Source organism: Acinetobacter sp. NigerLNRRAM0016, from assembly GCF_054112845.1.
This window is the reverse complement of sequence record NZ_JBSYVT010000008.1, coordinates 102959-123875: the sequence shown is the minus strand read 5'-3', so window position 1 is coordinate 123875 and position 20917 is coordinate 102959. Positions and strand designations below refer to the sequence as shown.

Here is a 20917-nt window from a genome sequence, read left to right as displayed (position 1 = left end):
GTTTTTGTCATTTGTTTTGCACCAGTTTTTCCCATAGTTGTGGCGACCGCTTGAGGGCTTAACACGTACCCATTCTTTTTCGCTTCGGTCGTAACACCAAAACTCGTACCCTAAACAACAACGTTTATTCACGACATAGCGGTAGGTGTTGCAGATCGTAAGCATATTCTCAGTGGCGTTAACTTCCCAAGGTTTAAACGCAATAAGCTCTGTTATTGCTTCCCTGTAAAGTCGTGTTGCTTTGGGATTATTGAATAAGATCCGTTCTTTTTTTGAGGTCTTAGTGATTGCATTCATTTCGTCCACGACCTCACTAATGCTTTTAGCCAATCATCCATCAAATCAACTAAAATTGCCCGTTCTCTGCCTGTTGGATATGCGCTTAACTTCATATTCCAACTATTTGCCGACTCTTCTGTGCCGTGCACCAAAAACCCATTTTGTTGATCATTTTCAGCCAGCTTATCCGTCACCCAACATTCAAACAGTCTGGCAAAGATTTCTGTTGGCTGTGACCAATACATTGACCGTGATTGATCTAGGTGCATGGCGTTATTCATAAAGCCCGTACCGCCTTGTCTTTCTTCGTAATCAAGGTATTTGGTTGACTTAAAAGTAAGATAATTAACCAGCTTGATAAACTTATCTGCAGTCTGGCCATCTTTAAGATGTTTGTATGCTGACTCTTGATGATTCTGTACTGAGTAACGCCCTTTACTGGTGTAAAGAAAGTATTCGCTAAAAAAGTTATTATTGAGTCCGTTTCGTTTTGCCAAAACACAATCAAATCCGTGCGCGAACTCATGGGCTAGTGCTCCAACACCTTGCGTCTTGGTCAAATGAATAAGCATATTACCTGGTTCAAAGTGAGCTGCTGCGCTATCAACGCCTGTGCCACGCGAACCGAATGCTATTCCTAGCTTACCGCCTAAAGATGCGAACGTAACGGGTAGACCTAGAAGTTCGACAAGATCCATTAGTGAGTCATACGTGCAATTCAGAAACCATGCACGTTCCTTTTGATTTACCCAATTGCCGAACTCGACTCCAGAAAATTTGAAATAGTCCATAAGCAACTGGCTATCGATGTTTTCACCCTTTCGATGGTCCTTACCCTCGCGCACTTCAACTCTGTCGTAGCGCGGTCTTTTGGGTGGTTTTGCGCGTCCTTTTTTGGGTTCTATGACTCGTTCATCTAAAATTGGCTGAAAAAATGTTTTTACTTTTTCTAGTGCTGCATTGAATGTGTCGTATTCCGTCCAATCATCTAGTGTTTGAAACCGCTTTGCTGAAATGGATTTAACGGCATACCACTTATGTTGACCAGTCTCAGTGTTTAATAATTTTTTGGCACCATAATTATCCGTATCAAGTACACGATCGTCTGGCCATCCTAAAGGGATTAAGTTTTTTAAGCGTAAACGTGTGTCTGAACTAAATGATAGTGGGTGTTTAACTCTGCGATTGGTATGTCGTCCAGCTGAGTAGCGTTCTAAAATATCTTTTTCACTTCGTCCAGCACCAAACTTAACGGTCATGTACGCATTAAAGTCGTCTGTCAGTTGTTCTAAACGTTCGTAGTGTGAGCTTTCATATTTGTTTTTTAAGAAGTGTAGCGTAGCAATGTAGGCATCATCCCATTGCTTTTGACCTATGCTAAACCAACCGCCCCCTAAAGGCTTGTTGGTTAAGTTTGCATAGACCAAAGAAAATAATAGTGCATGTTTTACAGGTTTATGGCCAGATTGGGCATCAGCTCTAAAATCAGGCTTTTGCCAATATTCCTTTTTAGTCACTAGGCTGTCAGACTTAATTCCATTCATGTTGCCTGAGAAGTCTGGTGATGGGTTGTCTTTACGTGCACCAGCAAACTTTTTACCTACATCCGTAATAGGACCATCTTTTTTTTCATTACTATTTATTTCTTCAGTCATAGCTAAACCACATAATTGTTAGTTGCGTATATCGTCCAAGATTTCTGACAGATCAAACAGATTAATATCTTTGAGTTTTGCTTCAGCATTGATGCACTCAAGTAAATTCATAAAACCAACAAAAATAATGTGTGGTATTGGTCTATTGTTGATATGCACGGGTGTTGACCAAGTGCGTACACGCGTTTCGCATATTTCAAGCCCTTGTTCTTCAAAAAGCTTGATCAATGTCGGGATGTCTTTGTCTAGTTGAGTAAGGGCTAATAACGACCGAAATACATCATTTAAGCTAATAGAGTGGTGACGATGGTTCGGATTGTGCTGTTTTCTATTGTCGCCCTGTTGTTGATTAAAGTAATGATGTTTTTCGCGATCTTGAGATGTTCTGTTTAAATATTTCATTTGGTATTAAGCTCCAAAGAGATAGCTGTAAATCAGGTACAAAATAAAAGTTATTGTTAATCCCGACACCAATAGAGAATTGATCGGGTAATTTTCTAAGTTAAAAGGTTTTCTGTGATAGCTCACTCCCCAATCTGAAACAGATCCTCGCTCTACGGCACTATAAAAGTTAGTTTGTGAGGCGTTTAAACGGTTGTTGTCTACTGATATGAATTCCAGTTTGCACAGCAATTCGTCACTCAGGTAGTTAAAGAAAGTCGTTGGTGTACCATTTGATAGGATGTGTATATAACCGACCTGTTTTTGGGTATAACCCATTCGCTCATACGCTTTTTGAAATTCGTGCGTTAAAGTCGCACTAAACTTATCCCCCTTATTTTTGGCAATCAGTTCAATTGGTGGCTCAGCTCCAGCCTGAATAATCTTGGTGAATTTAGGACTACCACAACCCCAATTTTGAGAGATCCAAACACCGCGTTTTGTGTCGTGAATCAAACCATCAACAATGACCACGGCTGCATCACCGATGTCGCCGTTTTCTTTTTCTGTAAATTCGGTGTTATCAACGTCTTTTCTGAATTCTTCAGGCATTGGCCTTAAAACTTCTAAAAGATTGGTACTGTCACTTTGTACATGACCAGTAGCCAAAATCATCGACTCAATTTTTTTTAGGGCATGTTCAGGTACTATCAATACTGAATGTACACGCTGGTCATACGCATCAGATTGAATGTATTGAGCTTCGGTATTCTTTTCAATAGTGCTTAATTCCATATTATTTCTCTGCCTGGGCTTTCTGGTATTCAACTGCAGTCTTCATTGAATATTCGGTATCATCTTCGTGCTCTGTACCAACCATGCTTTGCTGACCTTGGTATATACCTTTAACAGCATTGACGAATGCGTTATGCGCCGTAGCGTTGTAATACGTTAAGTTTCCAGCACTGGTCGAATCATTGAATGTCAAAGTATTAGGAACATGCCAAACTGCTGAATAAGCCTTGCCATCGATAACAACAATAGGTTCAAACTCGACCGCTTCACGGTGCTTGGTTTCATTCCATGGTGTATAGAAAACAGTATTGTTTTTGAGGTTGTAGACCTTGAATACGATCTGGCCAAGATTCCGTATTTTGGCCTCTTTGTTGTATGCCTCTAAAACCTTGTCTTTTTGGAAGTCTGTAATTTCAAGCTCAGGGTTCTTCGTAATCACCAGTGTTTCATCAGTCGTTTTAATCTCAGATGGAACGTAGATTTTTGAACCTTTAGGGAAACGTCCTGATTTCTCCAATGCGGATCTAAACTTGTTATTTGCATCCAAGAAGTTGCCAAACTCACTACTGAAGTAGCTGTAAAAATTTGATGCACTGGTGAACATGCCAAACTGATTCACCCGAACAATTTGCTCAGATACAGTGGATGCTAAACTTGCATATGGTTTGCCCGACACATCAATTTCGCGCCATTTGTAGTTACGTACACCTACTTCTTTGTCGCATGCATCATTAAACATAGATGTAGAAACAATATCGCCGTCCAAGCGCTTCACATAAGCAACCGGGTAACTGCGGATAGGTGCCATACGAACAGCTTTGTTTGAATTGGTGTAAAAGCCAGATGACGAAATGATATTTTGTTCAGATGATTTAATTTGATAACTTCGTAATGTATTTAACTGTCGATCAAAGCTATCAATTTCAGATTCATATAAAACATCACCCTCAACAGATGTCGCGATTGAATAAGGGGCATACATCACATCGCCCTGAACTTTATCCATGATCTGCTCAGCTTCAATACGATATAACGGCTGTGAGAACATGCCATTTGATGCCAAAGCTGGTAGATCTCCCCCTACACCAAAATTACACGCTACTTTGTGGCTGGTGGTAGAAAGGCTTGATTGAGGTAATTTGTAGTTAGATGGATTGTAAGTGGTAACACGTTCATCATATTTGCGAACTTGTTCCTCAACTTTCTTTTCAATGGGATCTATTTGTTCTTCTTGAGATGCAGTATCAGTATTTGAAGGCTTTAACTTATCACAACCAAATAGCAAAACTGACAATATCGCTATGGTAAGGGTTTTCTTATTCACTAATTAATGACCTAACTTAAAACTACTAATACCCCACATTATAATTAAAAATAAGTATTAATGAAGTGGTATTTAATAGTTTAAGGACTTTTAAGCGAAAAACCCAATATCATTAATTAGTTTTAACGAACATTCTTTTAATGCAACTTCATAACCGCCGTTATTATTAAATGTAAAAGCAAATGGTAGCATTTTATCAATCGCAAATATCTTCTCTAATAAGTCGTTGTTTTCTGCAGATGGCTTATCCTTTAAGGCATATTGCATGGAAAACTTAGCATTTATACCCGTGCTTTTATATAAAGCATTTATTTGTTCTTTAAGGCTTTTTTCCACTTCTTGCACAGTATTGAAAATAAAATTCTGATTAACAGTGAATTTATCAGTTTTCAAAGATCCAAAGGTCCACGCCAGACTCTCCGAAACCACATACCCTAGAACAGTCTGCAATTCTTCATCTTCAAATTTGTGATAATGAACGTATGATTTAGTTTTACCGTTAAAATATAAAATAGAAATGGAGAACAACACCTCTTTGTGAGCATATTTAAAAGGTACTTTAACAAGACTATAAAAGTTTAAGAGCTCAACGTTGGAGGCTTTAGACATATTTTTTAAAAAAATTTTAAAGACATTAAAGTGATTATACTAAAAATATCAAAGAAATGTTAAAGGGTTTTAAAATGGATACAGTTGTTCTAAAAAATAGTTTAATTGCTAGTTTAGTTTTTGTATGTGTGTTCCTGGTGTTCCAAAACATCGACCATAGAGTTTCTGAACGTATACAGCTTGAGTCAACCAGTGCAGCATTCGAGTCGCTTGATAAAGACTTTTCTGCGATCAAAAGAAATGTGGATACTGAATTCAATAAGCTCCCGAAGTACGTGAAGCCAAGCAAAGAGCAATCGATCAATGATGCATTGGAATTCATTAAATTCTCGAAACAGACCTTTACTGACACAATGGCCCAAAATGAAGAACTTTTAGCAGAAGTTAAGGGTTTTGAGAAAAAGGCAAATGATGTTTTAGAAAAATAATAGTTATTTTAAAAAGAAAAATGGGAAGCTATAAGCCTCCCATTCTTTTAATGTCGTAAGAAACATTTAAATTTTGTTCTTAAAAGCATTATAGTAAAACTAATAATTTATGCAAATACTTTTAACAGAAATATCTAAAAGGTCTTTAACACTCAACGAATCCGAATAACTTAGACAGTGTGAATAAATTGTTAAAGTAGTCGAGTGTATATGTAAAACATTGGTATACCCATTAGAGATATGCGAATTATTATATATGTAAAACCTAACATACTTTTTAGTCGTATCTTGCGTAAAACTTACCAGATAATCTTTTGTGTTTTCATTTATGTTATCTTCGTATTGCTCTGTTATGCTCAGGATCTCTTTGCTGTTCAGCCAATAACTGCCTGTTTTATCTTGTTTAATCTGTTCCAAAATCAAATTATTTAATGACTGGTACTCTTTCGTTATTGCTTTGGCATATCGTTTTGATGACTGATGTTCTTTCCAGTCAATTTTTGCTTTCTTAAACAGTTTGAAAGCTGTAACCGCGCACAATATAGCTGAGATGGTACATAATATTATTCTACTACTATCACCTATAATGCCAATCATTCCTAAATGCACATCTTTTGAGAATAAACCGTTCAAAGATAGGTATACGCCAAAGATACAAAAACTTAACGCAAAAACCACAACTAAAATTAAAGTTGCTCTAATTAAAAGCTCATTAAAAGTAATTTTTCTTAAACTTTTGGTATAAAGCTTAATCTTATCTTTTTCAGATTTTAACATTTTAGCCAAGAACTTATGTTCTCTTTTTCCTCTGCTAAAAGGTGGTGTTACAGCATCTTTAAAAGTCATGTATAATCAAAAGTATTTTAACGTTCCATTAAATATACACTACACCTGGGCCTATTTAAAATGAAACATTATAGAATTATCGCTATTTTAATACCTTTAATATTTTCAGGTTGTGCAGCAAGCCACTCAGACAAAGAGCTTGTTGACTCTTATTACAATGACCAACAAAAAACAATAGAAAGCGATGTAGATCAACTCGTTAATTCCTACTCCGCTAAAGTCGTTACTCAGTACTACCCTGAACCATACTTCAATCCAACCAAGCCAATACCGCATTATTACGCTTTAAAGCTTGATGAAATGGGTATCCCTTACCCAAAAGAGCTTGTATACGACAATGCCGACTATAATTTTTATAAAGAGCAGGCTAAGTTTAATGCAAACAATAATGACGTAATTGATACAGATCACCACGATCACTAAAACTTTTTTATCGTAGGTGTTTTGTTGAGGGGCGTTTCTTGCCGAAACCTTTCTTAACCCCTTAGTGTATGAGGGTAAAAGATTCATACTATATTTTAGAAAATACACTTGATGGAGATAAAGACCAAAAAATCAAAGTGTTGAGAGTAAGCCAGTATGATACTTTTTATTACCCTCATACATTATCTTCTGAACTATCTTCACTCCTTTTTTGATTGGCTTCTTTGATAACATTTTCAATAAAACAGATAACTAAATTTAAAGCGATTAAAAATAATACGATATAGCCAATAGTTTTTAGAGTTAGTACAAAGTTATTGAATACATAAGTTGATGCTTTTCCTATTCCTATATAAACCACATAACATGCAAATATAACCAATGCTATTGCACTAATTGAAATTATTGCAAGTCCAGTATTTTTTAAAAATGAGCGCAATAAGTATTTATCGAATTTAGAATTATTCATAGCCATATACTATCCTTCATAAAAATTTCATTTTCTAACATTGAACGAAGCGCAACTATTGCTGCACCACCGCCAACAATAATTATGATAAAGCCGAATAAAAAATTGAGATTCATGTTTGCAGCTATGTTTAATTATTTAGATTTAAGCAACTTAATTAGTAGCATTACAATAGTTATTGTACGAGAGTACTTTACTCTCGTACACTTAGAAGATAAGCATCTGGATTCGTTTTTAATTCTTTATCTAACATTATTAGCTTATTCAACATATCTTGGTTTGTCGTCTTGGGAATGATCCAACCGCCAAAACTAATATTGTTTAATTTGATGTTAGGTAGTGGATCTTGTCTATTTTGTTCCAGTAACCAAAGATAGTTTTCACTACAAACAAATAAGACTTTTAATTCCTGATCAATGCGCCGTAAATCACAATATCTGAATAGGTTTACGTTACCTGGTGCTTCAGCATTGATAATTGGTTTTTTTCTTGTTTTTTCACCATGTAACTTAAAGTATTTAACACAACTTTCAATGTCACTTTTTAAATTGATTGGTGCAGTTTCTATTGGTGCCTCTGATAATTGTTCTTCAGCATATTCAAAATAGATCCAACATACATCTTGGTCTTTTAGCTTTTCAAAAAGCCAATCTGGAACGTCATGCAATTTTTGTTTTAGTACAAATGGTTTTCCTACATTCGTAATCTTGACGCTTCTTTTCTTGTACGTGTCCAGCTCCCCTATCTTCTTCACGCCACTTTTATATAAATAACGGTTTTTGAGAACTACTTTACTCTTTTTTACCTCTTTTTCAGGTTTAGGATCAGTACTGGATTTTTCAGGCTCAACATTCAAACAAAAGTAATCTATTCCTTTGGTAAACAATTGAAACTTCCCCTCCTTTTCAATTAAGGCAAAATTCCCTCTGATTTCAGCACCTACTATATCTTTAGATATTAGAAATCGATCATCAACGGTTTGTTCATTTAAGAGCAGTAAAGCCGATTTAAAATCTACTTTGTGTTCTGGTATTACAACATAACCGTGGTCAAACAACTTTTTGCTCACTCGGATAACTGTGTAAATATCCATAACCAGCTCCTTATATTATTTCCTGTAATTTTGGTTGATGTATTCTTGGATCGCTACAATTCTTTTTTCTGAAGTAGGATGCGTTGATAAGAAATCAATTTTAGTGCCCTGTTTTTCTTGGGCTACTACTTTATTCCAAAAGCTGACTGCGCCCTGTGGGTTGTAACCAGCACGAACCATAATATCAACACCTAGAAGATCCGCTTCACTTTCAAGTTTGCGCGAACCAGGTAAGTTAACCCCATAATCGCCTAGTAAACTTGTGCCAGATACAACCATGTCACCAAGACCAGCCGAACTAGCTGCAAGCACACCTAAACCAGTTAAAAGCTTTTTACTTACCTTTTCACGCCCATGATCACGTAAAGCATGTGCAATTTCGTGGCCGATCAGTGCAGCCAATTCATCATCAGTTGCATTAATTTTTGTGATAGAACCAGTCAACACACCGATCTTGCCTCCAGATAGACAAAACGCGTTGATTTCATTATCTCGGATTGTATTAACTTCCCAATTCCAATTTGCTGCGTCAGCTCGATAATGTGGAACTTGTGCGATAAGACGTTTTGCTACTCTATTTACTTGAGCGTTATTCACAATCAATCCACGCTGTTTAGCAGTCGTGATGATGTTGTTGTAAGACTGAGTACTTTGCTGAAGATATTCTTTTTCAGAATACAACATGATTTGTTTGCGTTTAGAACCCATTCCATCAATAGTACTAGATACGCAACCAGTTAAAAGAGATCCGGCAACAGCCAAAACACACAAAGATTTCATCTTAAAATCAAACATTTTGTTTTCCTTTATGTTTAAAAACATTTAACAAGTTAAAACTGCGCTTATTAAGCTTGTTTTTATCTTCCAAATCAGTAATACATTTAAACTCTTTTAAGATGTTTTTGTAATGCTCTTTTTGTTCATTTTCTGACTTATTAAAACCTTTCAAAGCTAACTGTTCAATAGTTTTAGGGCTGAATAATTTCAGAAGAACTATATTTAATATTAAAGTACCAGCCAGTAAGCCCAACGCATAAAGCTGAACAACTGAAGTACTGTATTTAGGTTCCATCGGACCAAGTGAACCAAAGCATATAAAGCTAAATACAGATAAAGTAACTGCAGCTATAAAACTAGATACCGTAACTCTAATCTTGAACTTATATCGTGCAATTAAAGCGACAATTAAAAAACCAAAAAGTATGGTACCAATTGCCGTAGCCATTATGACTAAAAAGAGCCCAGGGTTTGTGTTTGATGGATCTAACATTTCCATAGAATATCCTTAAATAAAACCCTTGCTTTCTAATAGGGTGAAACGATCTTTAAACAGTACAAAGAATGTTTTTTTAACGCTTTCGTACTGGTGTTTGATAATGTCTAAAGCACTATCATATGCACCTAGTTTCACGTAATTAACAAAATTGGCATGATCAAAACCTTTAAGTTTGTGACGTTTAATAAAGCCCTTAAAGTCTTGCTCTTTTTCTTTAAATTGATTCTCAAATTCAAAGAAAAGTTTGCCTAATTTCATGCTGTATAGTTTTAAATTGACAATAAATTCGACTAAAGGTGTTTCATTTCCTCTAATCGTAACCAGCATGTCTTTATCTTTTGTGATTTCGAGCGATGGTAAAAAATTAGAAAAATTAACCAGTAGATCACTTAATAAAACTTGTTTATTAAAGTATGTGACCAAAACAGGTGCGCTATCTGGCACATACGCTTTGATACGTTCAAATTTACTTAAAGCTTCTGGAGAAGCATGACCACTAAGGGCTAATTTCACTAACATATAATTCACTCGACATCTAATTCATTTTTTAAAACCAATTTGTATTTTGGATGAACCCCAAGTCTAAGTTGAAGTAATGTCCACGCTTGCTTTGTTATTAACTTTTCGCCACTTTCAAACTTTGACCACTGTATATTGTTGTACAATCCTGTGTGACTAGACATTTTGGTTTTACTTAAACCACTCCAGACTCTTAGTTGTTTTCCTAAGACTGGTATTGGAACCAGCATTAAACCATTGTCCTCTTGTTCCTTTAAAATCTTTAAAGCTGCCTTTTTACCTACTAATTGACCGCCATCTTCACAAATATAAGTAATACGAGCTGTATATTGTTCAGAGTTTAAGCACTCTTCTAACAATGCTAGAACTTCATCCTGAGGATTCGTTAAACCCCCTCCAACCGTATCGCCTGTATCAGTTTTAATCACGAGTTATACCTTTTAAGATAGATATTCTTATAGTATATACGAAAAACATTTAAAAGATTTTTTTAAAAAAACAAAATGTTCATTTTTTGTATTTTAGCTAAAACCACTTATAATATGATTATTGGTATTAACCAAAGTTTAAAACATATTGAAAGGTGTTTAAAATGACTAACTCTAAAACTAACGCTAAAACCAAAGAGAACCGCTTAAACCAAAATGGCAGTTTAAGCAAAACCGACCAACGCAAGCTTAAACCTATTTCTTTTTGCTTATTAGATACAGAACAAGTGACAATGCTGGAGAAAATTGAAAAGTTTCAATATGGCAATTTCTTTAAAAACATTATAGCTTCTATGACTGATGAAGAAGTTGAACAGATCGCGAATAGCAACAAGAAAAGCGATCCAATCATTCCTCAAAAATTACTAGATCTAAACATCACAAAAGGTTTCTTATCTTGTCGTTCAATTGCAAAGGTGCTTTTTAAACACAATAAAGTTGAATCTATGCTGCATGAGCTACGTAACTTTATCTCTGACGAATTCATTTTAAAGTTAGCTGAAGACCGCAACTTAACACTATCTATAAGCGACTCAGAAGTCGATTCTAATACCTCTTCAGGTATGTTTGATGATCGCTATGCGATGGCTGATACTGGCTATAAGAGCCGTACAACACCTGTTTTCAATCAGCAAAATATTGAATCTATAAAATCCATTGTTCGTGAACATGAGAAGCTTCCAAAACATGTCGAATTAGACAATGATTTCATTGAACAGTTTATGAATGACAATCCTGAAGTATTCGCAAAATTATAAAAACACAAACAAAAAAAACCATCTAATTTTTAGATGGTTTTTTTATGTCTTAATTATTTCTAGAATCAGCTATAAAGCTTCGCTGGCTCGTCTGCAACTGGTATCACTGGCTGTACTTCTTGCATAAGAATTTTAGTCACTTCATCCAGTGGTGCAATGTTGGAAGGTAAAAACTCTATTGCTTCAGGAAATTGTGATTTAAGGTAAGCATCTATGGCTTTGTGAATAGCTCGGTACCATTCTCGCGATTCGCTCTCTAAATTAAACATGCTTGAAATTGAAGCTTCTAGATCCGCAATATATTTACTTGGTAGTAAAGCTTTACGCTCCATATAAGCTTGATGTGCCATAGCAAGCCAGATAAAGCGATTTAATTCCTTACTACTTCCCTCTACGCTATTATCTTTAAAGTTCAACGTTCTAAATTTGCAAATGTGAAAATGTTGCTCACTAAAATATTTAAAGAAATCTTCATACTCAATTACAGAAATGGATTTTTGTAGCACCAATGGTATATCTAATGCGAGATCCACTTCGACTTTACGTGTACCAATGCCATTTTTAATAACAAATTTCATATTCACCTCAAAATAAATTAAATTGTTTAAAGGTGTCTTTATCATTAAAAGTAACCAGGTGATGCGATTCAATTAACGATTTAAGGTCCTTAGCCTGAGCAACTGGCTGTATTTCAATGCTGGCGATTTGTGCAGCTTCATGAATTAACCCTATGATTTGAGCACGGCTTTCTAAATATGCAGATAGATCGCGAGTTTCTTTGAATGAAGAAATGACAAAGTTAATATTCTTTTCTAAATTCTCACTCAAACTGCTTAGTGTTTGGTTAATTGGTGCATACTTTTCTATATGCTCTAAGACTGTTGCATGATCTAGAAAAAAACTAACTTCCAGCAATAATGAATTGTAAAAATCAATAAAGTTCGTTTCTTTTTCAAAGATGAAAATTTCTTGGCCATCTTCGTCATTAGGTATCTCAATTGAACCTTTTGAGATCTCAAAACTTTCATCCCCCAACAATGTATGCAGAATTCGGCCTAAGTGTTCTGCATGTGGTTTGCTGTTAGTAAAGTTGATTTTCAAGTTTTCATTTGAATCAGCAATACGGACTAAAATATAGTTTGTTGTGTGAAATAATTCATCTGCATTGTCAGTAAAATTTAACATTGAAATCTGATTATCTGTTCCAGCATCAGAATCAAGTTGCTTATCCAAAAATTCATGGTTATCAATAAAAAGCTTAGCTACACCGTTTGTAATAATGCTTTCGTATTCACCAAAGTTTTGTGCAAGGTATTCGCTCATTAAATTTGGCAGAACTTCTAATAAACTTTTTTTAAGATCCGATAATTCAATAGCAGAATTGAATAACGAATCTGGCACAAGGTTCTCTACCTCTTCATCAAGTGCTTCATCGTTTGGTGACAACCCTTTTTGCTGTGCAATTGCATTACGGAAGGAAGCCATAATTGAGATTGTCAAAATTGAAAGTGTTACCGTTTTAACCCATTCACTTTTCACATCGTTAGGCACGTAAAAAGCGCAATTACTAACCCACTGGTGGTTATGATTAAGAATCCGCTTTAAAGGGGTTTTAGTGGCTGGAAAAATTTCAAAGACAGTATTTAAGATTGGGTTTTTACCCAATTTGATGCTTTTATTATTACCGTAAAAATAGATGCTGCGAATATCAGACATAATATACTTTCTTAAACTTAACGTTGGTTACATATTATCACTGATTTAGTTTTAAAAAATATTTTTTAAAACTATTAATTTTATTTTTTTGTGTTTTAATTCTGCCCTTGTTCACTGCTTTTAAAACCCAAAAAAACAGGTAACTTTTGCTTAGGCTACGGTGGGAACTTGGTATTACAGTGTTATTTGGTAGCTAAAAAATTAAACATTGATAAACTATTGATAGTAAAAGAGATAAGGAATAGATAGATTTCTTTGCGTGTAGGGATATACTTTTCATCAAACATTTTGTTTATCGCATACAGAAGTGAAGAAAAACATAAAATGAATATGATGATTTGCAATATATATGATGGAGTATTGAGGGTTTCTGGTAGATATTTAATCTTGTATATCGTTGTATTTAAAAACATTTCAAACACAAAGAATACAACTACAAAGATGTAGCAAATATTGAAAATGGCAACTAAGTTGTATGCCGATTTGAGTACCAGGCCTGTCATCGATTGTTCACTTGAATCAATCTCACCCGTTTTTGGAATTTTAAAAAGCACAACGCATTCCAGTTTTAAGAGTGTATCTATTATACTTTTAGAATACCTTTTATCAACTATAAAACTTTGTTATTAAAATAAAAAAATGGCCTTTTAAGACCATTTTAAAACACCCTACCCTCCTTTTAAGACTAGCCGTTGTGCTTATCTTTAGAATCACGGTAAGTAGAGATATGGTAGAAGAAAAAGCACGATAAAAGTGAGAAAAGCACCACCCCGAACGTGTTCCAAAATCTGCTATTTGATAGTTCAGAAATACGTTTATTGATTTCTGAGATAACACATGGATTCGCTTTTGCAACTTCAACATTTACATTGCAGACTTCAGCATATTGGAATAGGAATGTTTTATGGCCAATATCATACATTTCTTGGATCTGGTTAATATTGGTCGTATTCAGAAGAACCATAACAAGAGAGATCAGTGCTACAAATATAGAGATAACAAGAAAGCACTTCACAATGATTTCACGAGCCACATCATCAACACCACTTAAATATCTTTCGAGCAATATATTTAGCTTAGTTCGACCATCAAGGATAATGTTATAGTCATGTTTTACTTCATTATTTCCTGTATGGTTTTGATTTGTTGGTTCAACAGGAATGTCAGATAATTCGGCTGGTAAAGTGACTGCAATTACATCTTTTTGTTCTTCAGGTGCTAAACTTTTATTGCTGCTGTTTGATACAAAATCTTTTAATAAGGGTACTGGCTCACTTTTAAGGTGTTCTGTTTTTACAACCTCGTGAGCCGACTCATTTGCATCGAATAAGATCTTGTCTGTTCTTTCTGGATGCTTGAGATGTATATATTGATAAATAAAATAATTGATCTTTTGCTGTAAGACCGGGCTTTTATCAACTTCACTTTCCACATCTGCACCAAAAGTCTCAGTTATAGATGATTTTAATTCTTGTACTTCGGATTGATTCAGCAATTGATATAGTTCATATATTGTTTTAGAACTGATCATGATAAAACCCACATTAATATTCATTAAACTGTTAGTAGTATATAGAATGTGGTTTTAAAATAAATAGGTATGTTTTAAGAATAAAAAAAACCGCCTTTTAAGGACGGTTTTAAAAGGGGGTTTAATTAGTATAAACAGTTGCCGTTTGCACCAATAGAGCGTCCATTCTGGCTTAAATACCGTTGTACGGTGTTAGCAACATCTCTTGGGAGTTGATTATTCACTTTTTGTATAACATCGACTTTGTATTTATTCTGACAACTCACAATACCAGCCAACATGTTATTGATCAGTGATGTATTGTCTTTACCATCCAATTTACGTGTTTCTTCGTTTATCACTATGAATTGAACAATATTTAGATAGTTATTCGTGAGGTTGTCACCACTTTTTGATGACTTGTTTAGATTCTCAATGGTCGAATTCAAGTTATTCATTCGTGCTTCAAGGCCAGAATCACCAGTGACATTTGCATTATTGTTTTGGTAACGCGTAGCTGTGGTGTTCCGATTAGAATTATATTGTCTTTGCTGTATCGGCTGTTGCTGAACCTGAACTGGTGCTTGCTGTTGAATTTGACCAGGTGCTTGCTGTTGTTGAGCTGGCACTTGCTGAGTTGAATCTTCATTTGAAGTTGCTTTTTTATACCAATCACTAAAATCGGCATTTGCACTACTACTCAATATAGTAGCCGTAAAAATTGCACATAAATAAAGTTTATTATTCATTGTCTGAACTCTCTTTACCGTTGTAGTTCGCTGGACTAATAGCTTTTAAACTGAACTCATTTGCAAGTTTCCACAACCGCATAAATGTCTTTTGCTTTTCTTGTACCCAATAGTCCTTATCTTTTTTTAGAAGATTCTTTAATACATCTGAGTTCAAGTGGAAATTATCATCAAAAAAATGTTCAAACAGGAGTTCTGTTAAATAGTTTTGAGTTAACGTTTTTTTATTTTCATTACCCGTACCAAAGAATATTTGGCAAAGCTTTGTGCTTTCACACACGAGATCTATGTATTTTTTCTCGTCTGCATTTCGCTGGTGGCGCAAATGAGGATGTGTAATAAAAATAGAATTACGTATGAAAGCATAATCAATAATTACAGTAGCTTCCGTTTTCTTTGAAATGTACTCAGCGTTTGTAAGAATTTCACAAGTGGTAACATCAACTTTGTCGCGAATATTAATGAATTCGCTTGAGAAAGTAGATGCACTTTTGTTTTCGATCTCAACTTTCTTATCACGATTTCTCAGATAAAGTAAATTATCTGCTTGCTTCATATCGTTTAGGAATCTTTCAAAGAAGTGATTACTTTTATATAGATCTTCTAGAGCTCGCGTAACATAAGACGCAACCAAATTAAGATTTTTAGCTAAATATGATGGTCCATTCTTAGTTGTATAAGCAGCTAAACGATCCTTAACAAGTTCTATTACTTTTTCAGGTTCACCATTATTCAATCGAATTGCTGAAGTGAAGAGCGCATTACTGATTTTAAGCTCATTGCCCTGTTCATCCTGAACCTTTGCACACATTTCATTTAATGTATTAAGCGCTTTACGATAGTTGGACTTCAACTGAATCTGAAAACGATAATTGCAAAAATTGTCACGATCTGGTGTACGCTTATTGCATGGTTCATACTTAACAGAAATAAATAATTCAATAGATGGATTGTTATTCAGTCTTTCTAATGAAACAAGAAGTCGTTTACGGTAAAAATCACTTGCTTTGTATTTAAATTCTACTGAAAACTCGGTTAATGCTTTGAAGTCAATGTAAGGAATAACCACTTCGCCACGAAACTCATTGATCTTCATCAAGTTATACATATAAAGATCAAAACGGTCCTTAAATCCAAGAACCGTTAAAGTGTCGAGAACTGTGTAGCGCCCCTTTTTATCAAAATCTAATTCAGATAGATTGGCAATCAACGTTTCTTCAAGCTGATAGCAAATAAACGCATTGTTATCTAATTCAAAATAGCCCGTACTGGCAAACATTCTTTTATGAGTTACGCTGTCTACGTCATTTCTTGAAAATGGTTCGCTGTCCATTTGGCGTAAAGAGCTCATTGGTAGCATCACTTTACCAACACTATTTAGCGTATTCCATGCCAAAGATTTGATACGGCCATTGCTAAGGTAATTAGCTTTATTTTTGAATAAAAGAATTTGACGGATGTATTCAAAATTCAGAACAAAGTTGTTCGCTAGTTGTAATGCTTCAATTTGGGATAATTCAGGTTTTTCAGCGATAACGCGCTGCAGCTGATGTGCATACTTATTTTTGGCATTCACCAACATTAAGTAAAAAATGAATTGATCAACAACTGGAATATCTAGATAACATTCGACTATGAAATTACTGATTTTGTTGCCGTAACCCAAGAGATCCATGGTTTTTGTTTCGGCATTAATAATTGAGTCTTTGATTGACTGCGATAGTCCAAAAATTTCATCTTCTGAAATTCCTTTACTTATGCAGACTTGTGAAGAATCTTGCATAACTGCTCCACTTTAGACAACGTACAACGTACATTGCCTGAGATTGAATTAAAAAATAAAAATAAAAATATATTTGCAACCCAACTAACGTTGTAGTCTTTTCGCTTTAAAGCTGTGTATATACTAACTAAATTTTAGACAATAAAAAAGCCTCGTCAGAGGCTTAATTACGCAATTAACATTATTTGTTGACCGATCTGCGGTAACTCTAGTTTAGAAGTAGTGAACCTGTATGGTAGCTTCTCATATATGCTTTTAAAACTAAGAGAATTTCTAAAAAAATCAAAGCTTTTAGTGAGTTTAAAAGTAATATCGCCACTTGATAAGATTTGAATTTCGTCAATCATAGGTGCTGCAGCTTGCTTCGCATCTGTATCAATCATAAATGATAAATCACAAGCTTCACGCATGATCTGGTTGATAGTTTTCTTATTAAAATCTAGACCTGTAACGTGGTTAACTTTTTCAGCTGATACAACGTATCTACCGTCTTCTGCAGAATAAAATGCATTTAAATTATCAACTAGAATAAGCAATTCGGCAGATAAAACACCTTTTAGCAAAATATCAGACGAGCCAGAGCTAAACACATTGAAGTCAATGAGTATTTTTTGATGTCTAAGACTAAATGATTGATATTGCATATCTCGAATTCCCATAGGCATTCTGAGTAGACATTATAGCATCAATTCGTTAATTAGACTACGATTAAAAGCATTTTTAACAGTAATTTCTTAATAAATAAGACTATGAAAAACAGTGCCTTATATGAGTAATATTCACAATTACAATGTAAGTTAACCAATGTAATACTTGATCAAATAAATATGTGCTCAAGATAGGCACCCAGCGAAACTTTTTTATAAATGGTTTGTAAACTTTCTTCCGTCCTAATGACGTAAGTTATTGTTTTATAGTGGTGCCAAAATACGAGCGAAACTTTTTTATAAATGGGTTGTAAACTTTCTTCCGTCCTAATGATGTAAGTTGTTGATTTATATTGCTGGCAAATTTCGAGCGAAAGTTTTTTATAAGTGGGTGTAAACTTTCTTCCGTCCTAATGATGTAAGTTGTTGATTTATAGTGGTGCCAAAATACGAGCGAAAGTTTTTTATAAATGGGTTGTAAACTTTCTTCCGTCCTAATAGCGTAAGTTATTGATTTTACTTTTTTGTCCAGATCCAATAGCTCAACTATCATAGATAGTATGTTTAGTATGTTTTAAGGTTAGGTTATAACTTTTTGGCTGTACCTAACTTCCAGCGAAAGTTTTTTATAAATGGGTTGTAAACTTTCTTCCGTCCTAATGACGTAAGTTATTGATTTATAGTTGTGTCAAAATACGAGCGAAAGTTTTTTATAAGTGGATGTAAACTTTCTTCCGTCCTAATGGCGTAACTCATTGATTTTCTGTTATAGTCTGAACTCAGCGAAAGTTTTTTATAAATGGGTTGTAAACTTTCTTCCGTCCTAATGGCGTAAGTTATTGATTTGTCGTAAAACAAGCTAAATAGCGATCGTTGGGTCATATATAAGGGCTATTCCTCATAAAATCTGAAAGTCTTTATTATCAAGGCTCTCAGGAAATTGGAGAAGTTATCCGCAACGTTTTGAATTTAATTTGCGCTCAAATGAATTTAATTTGCGCTGGAAGTATTTTTTATTCTATTTAATTTTATTATAAACAGCGACTTACAACACTTGCTAGTTTGCAAATTTCCAATATTGCAAAAAGCTAAAAAATGAACAATATTTTACTCATATTTTTAAATTCATTCTAATATACAAGAACTTAATTTGTGGATAGAATTTAATAGGAAAGTGGATAAAAACATCAAAAACCAGCTAAAAACGCCTTATTTTCTAAAAATTCAAATTCAATTTGCGCTCAAATGAATTTGATTTTAGCTCGTACCATTTGTGTTTTTCCGTACTAATCCTGTAATATCATGAAAAATAAGCATAAAAAATGTCCCTAATTAACTTCCCTTAATTAGAAAGATAATAAACAAAAAATTTCTTTTTAAAAATTTACTCTTAAACTTTTTAATATATTTTTTAATTTTTTATTTGCCTCCTTAGTATATACCAATGAGGTTTTGTAGTATTTTATAAATAGCTTGAGTCAATGACCAGCAATCAAAAATATAAAGCGTGGAATTTAAGAAATGAGTAAAAGTGATAATACGATTAAACGTATCGTCATGACTGTAGATCAATTTTACAAACATGATGAACAAGACGAGCTGTATGCATACGGCTTTGATATGTCTACCAATGAACCAGTTCGCATACGAATGAGTTCATCTGAAGAATTCACGAAGATCATTAATAAACTCAACAAGCATCATACTGAGAATGTTTCAGTAGATGAAGTCCACGCAAAATTTGATTCTGGACGTAACCAACGTACTTCATTAGACACACATAATCGCGGTGCTAACCGTGGTCGAATTATCTGTTTTGACAAATGTGTTGACTCACCCTACGAATCTCTTGACGGTTATAAAACTTATGTTGCTCAGTGGTGCAACGTAATGAGTAACAACCCGAATTCACAATTAATCAAAGCAGTCACTTCTATCAATGTGCATCAACAAAAAAACGGCGATTTCTTTGTTAAAGCTCAAATCATTGAAGATGCAGCACATATGCAAGTGCCCAATGTAAAAATTAATTCTCCAGCACTTCATAACGCTATTATTAAAAATAATTTACAGCTTCTTGTTAAATCTTTATCGAATAGTACTGACAACCAACCTGAGCGCATTCCATTTTCAAAAATTGTTGTGCGCTATGAGTCTGGTTCTGTATTAACTACAATCCCATTGATTCCAACCTATGACAGTGCTGATCGTGAAAGTGTTAAGCAATTCGCTAAGCCAGATCCGTTGATGCAACGTGGCGGTATTGATAAAACTAAAAAGTCTTATCGGGTTGCTAAAGATCCGATTGAAAGTATCAAAGATATTTTGAACGGCAATGACTTTCACACCGCAACTTTTGATCCAAATTTTGTACCATCCAACCAGCATGAAAAAGACCAGTTCGATAAACAGGCTCAGAACGTTTATGTTATGGACCAGGCCCGTATTGCCCTGTTTGCATTACTTGGCGATCGACAAATTAAAGTGTTCTACAATGAAGATGTAGACAAAGAAAAAAATCAAAATTTAAAACGTCTTTACGCTGGCTTGGTGAGTCAAAAATTACTGCCTGAGGTTTATCATGGCCAACAACTACAACTAGGTGCGCTTTACAAAGACACGTTCTTAAAGAAATTTTTCAACAATAAAACGCCTCACGCTGGTTTTCGCAAGGTAGATCCAGAAATAGATTTACGTACTGGTGAGGGTGTTCGTGGTGTTGGTGCACCTCCCCTAGTGAATCAATTTACCGATGACTACGGCAATCCAAAACCGCACGACTTAAATCCTCAATTTTTAAGTCAAGTTGATCGTCAGACCATGAATAAATTGACGCATGCAAAACAGCAATTTGCTGAAGCGTTTATTGTTATTCAACCACACCAACGGAACTCGAATAATTGTTTTGTCTCGTTTATCGAGCCTGTTGAACTTACTCAAACCCGTATGAATGCGTTGAACTTTTCAGAAATTACGGTAGAGCATGTACAGCAACATAAAGCTTCAATCGATAGTCCGTTATCTAAGAACTTCAACCACGATCTTTTACCTGATCCACAAGAGTTAATGATGAAAGTCAGACAGCCAGAAATGGATGTTAAGAAAAGCCAAGAAAAGGCTGCGACTTCTGATGTCTATAACGACATGACTTTTTAATCAAATTTAATAA

The 20917-nt window shown here is 34.7% G+C and carries 23 protein-coding genes; 4 read left to right on the top strand and 19 right to left on the bottom strand.

What is annotated here, in order from left to right; all coding sequences use genetic code 11:
- The 6 genes from ACWQ4X_RS07630 to ACWQ4X_RS07605 all read right to left on the bottom strand — a co-directional run.
- A partial coding sequence (locus ACWQ4X_RS07630; RefSeq protein ID WP_457903229.1) for a hypothetical protein occupies nt 1–297 on the bottom strand: 297 nt, incomplete at its 3' end.
- Nucleotides 294–1934 carry an LPD1 domain-containing protein gene (locus tag ACWQ4X_RS07625; RefSeq protein WP_005005743.1) on the bottom strand — a complete coding sequence of 547 codons (1641 nt, stop codon included), beginning with the start codon at nt 1932–1934 and terminating at the stop codon, nt 294–296. The genes ACWQ4X_RS07625 and ACWQ4X_RS07630, both read right to left, overlap by 4 nt.
- Before the next feature lie 18 nt (nt 1935–1952).
- Nucleotides 1953–2336 (bottom strand): hypothetical protein, encoded by a 384-nt coding sequence (locus tag ACWQ4X_RS07620; protein WP_005005744.1) that lies wholly within the window; start codon nt 2334–2336, stop codon nt 1953–1955.
- Between the two features lie 6 nt (nt 2337–2342).
- Nucleotides 2343–3110: a hypothetical protein gene (locus tag ACWQ4X_RS07615; protein ID WP_457903228.1), complete on the bottom strand. Its 768-nt coding sequence runs from the start codon at nt 3108–3110 to the stop codon at nt 2343–2345.
- 1 nt (nt 3111) lies between these two features.
- A complete protein-coding gene (locus ACWQ4X_RS07610; RefSeq protein ID WP_005005746.1) occupies nt 3112–4434 on the bottom strand; it encodes a hypothetical protein in 1323 nt (440 codons plus the stop codon).
- 90 nt (nt 4435–4524) lie between these two features.
- A complete protein-coding gene (locus tag ACWQ4X_RS07605) occupies nt 4525–5043 on the bottom strand; it encodes a hypothetical protein (protein WP_005005747.1) in 519 nt (172 codons plus the stop codon).
- Nucleotides 5044–5117: 74 nt separating this feature from the next.
- On the opposite strand from ACWQ4X_RS07605, the gene ACWQ4X_RS07600 reads away from it, so the two are divergent.
- Entirely contained in the window at nt 5118–5471 is a 354-nt protein-coding gene (locus ACWQ4X_RS07600) for a hypothetical protein (RefSeq protein ID WP_005005748.1), read from the top strand.
- A gap of 99 nt (nt 5472–5570) precedes the next feature.
- On the opposite strand, the gene ACWQ4X_RS07595 is transcribed toward ACWQ4X_RS07600, so the two are convergent.
- The gene (locus tag ACWQ4X_RS07595; RefSeq protein WP_005005749.1) at nt 5571–6317 is read right to left on the bottom strand and encodes a hypothetical protein; all 747 of its coding nucleotides are present in this window, start codon (nt 6315–6317) and stop codon (nt 5571–5573) included.
- A 60-nt stretch (nt 6318–6377) separates the two neighbouring features.
- Between ACWQ4X_RS07595 and ACWQ4X_RS07590 the strand changes: the two genes are divergently transcribed.
- On the top strand, nt 6378–6740 hold the full coding sequence (locus ACWQ4X_RS07590; RefSeq protein ID WP_005005750.1) for a hypothetical protein: 363 nt from the start codon (nt 6378–6380) through the stop codon (nt 6738–6740).
- A gap of 175 nt (nt 6741–6915) precedes the next feature.
- Here the strand turns inward: ACWQ4X_RS07590 and ACWQ4X_RS07585 are convergent, their stop codons facing one another.
- The 6 genes from ACWQ4X_RS07585 to ACWQ4X_RS07560 form a co-directional block, all read right to left on the bottom strand.
- Complete coding sequence (locus tag ACWQ4X_RS07585; protein WP_005005752.1) at nt 6916–7215, bottom strand: hypothetical protein; 300 nt, start codon at nt 7213–7215, stop codon at nt 6916–6918.
- Nucleotides 7216–7402: 187 nt separating this feature from the next.
- Nucleotides 7403–8302 carry a hypothetical protein gene (locus tag ACWQ4X_RS07580; protein ID WP_005005753.1) on the bottom strand — a complete coding sequence of 300 codons (900 nt, stop codon included), beginning with the start codon at nt 8300–8302 and terminating at the stop codon, nt 7403–7405.
- Nucleotides 8303–8317: 15 nt separating this feature from the next.
- On the bottom strand, nt 8318–9097 hold the full coding sequence (locus ACWQ4X_RS07575) for a M48 family metallopeptidase (RefSeq protein ID WP_005005756.1): 780 nt from the start codon (nt 9095–9097) through the stop codon (nt 8318–8320).
- A complete protein-coding gene (locus ACWQ4X_RS07570) occupies nt 9090–9578 on the bottom strand; it encodes a hypothetical protein (RefSeq protein ID WP_005005757.1) in 489 nt (162 codons plus the stop codon). Before ACWQ4X_RS07570 ends, ACWQ4X_RS07575 begins: the two co-directional genes overlap by 8 nt.
- Nucleotides 9579–9587: 9 nt before the next feature.
- Nucleotides 9588–10097: a hypothetical protein gene (locus ACWQ4X_RS07565; protein ID WP_005005759.1), complete on the bottom strand. Its 510-nt coding sequence runs from the start codon at nt 10095–10097 to the stop codon at nt 9588–9590.
- Between the two features lie 5 nt (nt 10098–10102).
- Nucleotides 10103–10525: a hypothetical protein gene (locus tag ACWQ4X_RS07560; protein WP_005005760.1), complete on the bottom strand. Its 423-nt coding sequence runs from the start codon at nt 10523–10525 to the stop codon at nt 10103–10105.
- A 164-nt stretch (nt 10526–10689) separates the two neighbouring features.
- Between ACWQ4X_RS07560 and ACWQ4X_RS07555 the strand changes: the two genes are divergently transcribed.
- Nucleotides 10690–11343, top strand: coding sequence for a hypothetical protein (locus tag ACWQ4X_RS07555; RefSeq protein WP_005005764.1), 654 nt, complete (start codon nt 10690–10692; stop codon nt 11341–11343).
- A gap of 65 nt (nt 11344–11408) precedes the next feature.
- On the opposite strand, the gene ACWQ4X_RS07550 is transcribed toward ACWQ4X_RS07555, so the two are convergent.
- The 6 genes from ACWQ4X_RS07550 to ACWQ4X_RS07525 form a co-directional block, all read right to left on the bottom strand.
- Nucleotides 11409–11921: a hypothetical protein gene (locus ACWQ4X_RS07550; RefSeq protein WP_005005767.1), complete on the bottom strand. Its 513-nt coding sequence runs from the start codon at nt 11919–11921 to the stop codon at nt 11409–11411.
- Between the two features lie 7 nt (nt 11922–11928).
- Nucleotides 11929–13059, bottom strand: a complete 1131-nt coding sequence (locus ACWQ4X_RS07545; RefSeq protein ID WP_005005771.1) for a hypothetical protein — start codon at nt 13057–13059, stop codon at nt 11929–11931.
- Between the two features lie 685 nt (nt 13060–13744).
- Nucleotides 13745–14590 (bottom strand): hypothetical protein, encoded by an 846-nt coding sequence (locus tag ACWQ4X_RS07540; RefSeq protein WP_024160863.1) that lies wholly within the window; start codon nt 14588–14590, stop codon nt 13745–13747.
- Nucleotides 14591–14715: 125 nt separating this feature from the next.
- A complete protein-coding gene (locus tag ACWQ4X_RS07535) occupies nt 14716–15318 on the bottom strand; it encodes a hypothetical protein (RefSeq protein WP_005005776.1) in 603 nt (200 codons plus the stop codon).
- Nucleotides 15311–17101, bottom strand: coding sequence for a hypothetical protein (locus ACWQ4X_RS07530; RefSeq protein WP_005005779.1), 1791 nt, complete (start codon nt 17099–17101; stop codon nt 15311–15313). Before ACWQ4X_RS07530 ends, ACWQ4X_RS07535 begins: the two co-directional genes overlap by 8 nt.
- 167 nt (nt 17102–17268) lie before the next feature.
- Nucleotides 17269–17745 (bottom strand): hypothetical protein, encoded by a 477-nt coding sequence (locus tag ACWQ4X_RS07525; protein ID WP_005005780.1) that lies wholly within the window; start codon nt 17743–17745, stop codon nt 17269–17271.
- A 1524-nt stretch (nt 17746–19269) separates the two neighbouring features.
- On the opposite strand from ACWQ4X_RS07525, the gene ACWQ4X_RS07520 reads away from it, so the two are divergent.
- Nucleotides 19270–20904, top strand: coding sequence for a hypothetical protein (locus tag ACWQ4X_RS07520; RefSeq protein ID WP_005005782.1), 1635 nt, complete (start codon nt 19270–19272; stop codon nt 20902–20904).
- Nucleotides 20905–20917 lie beyond the last annotated feature (13 nt).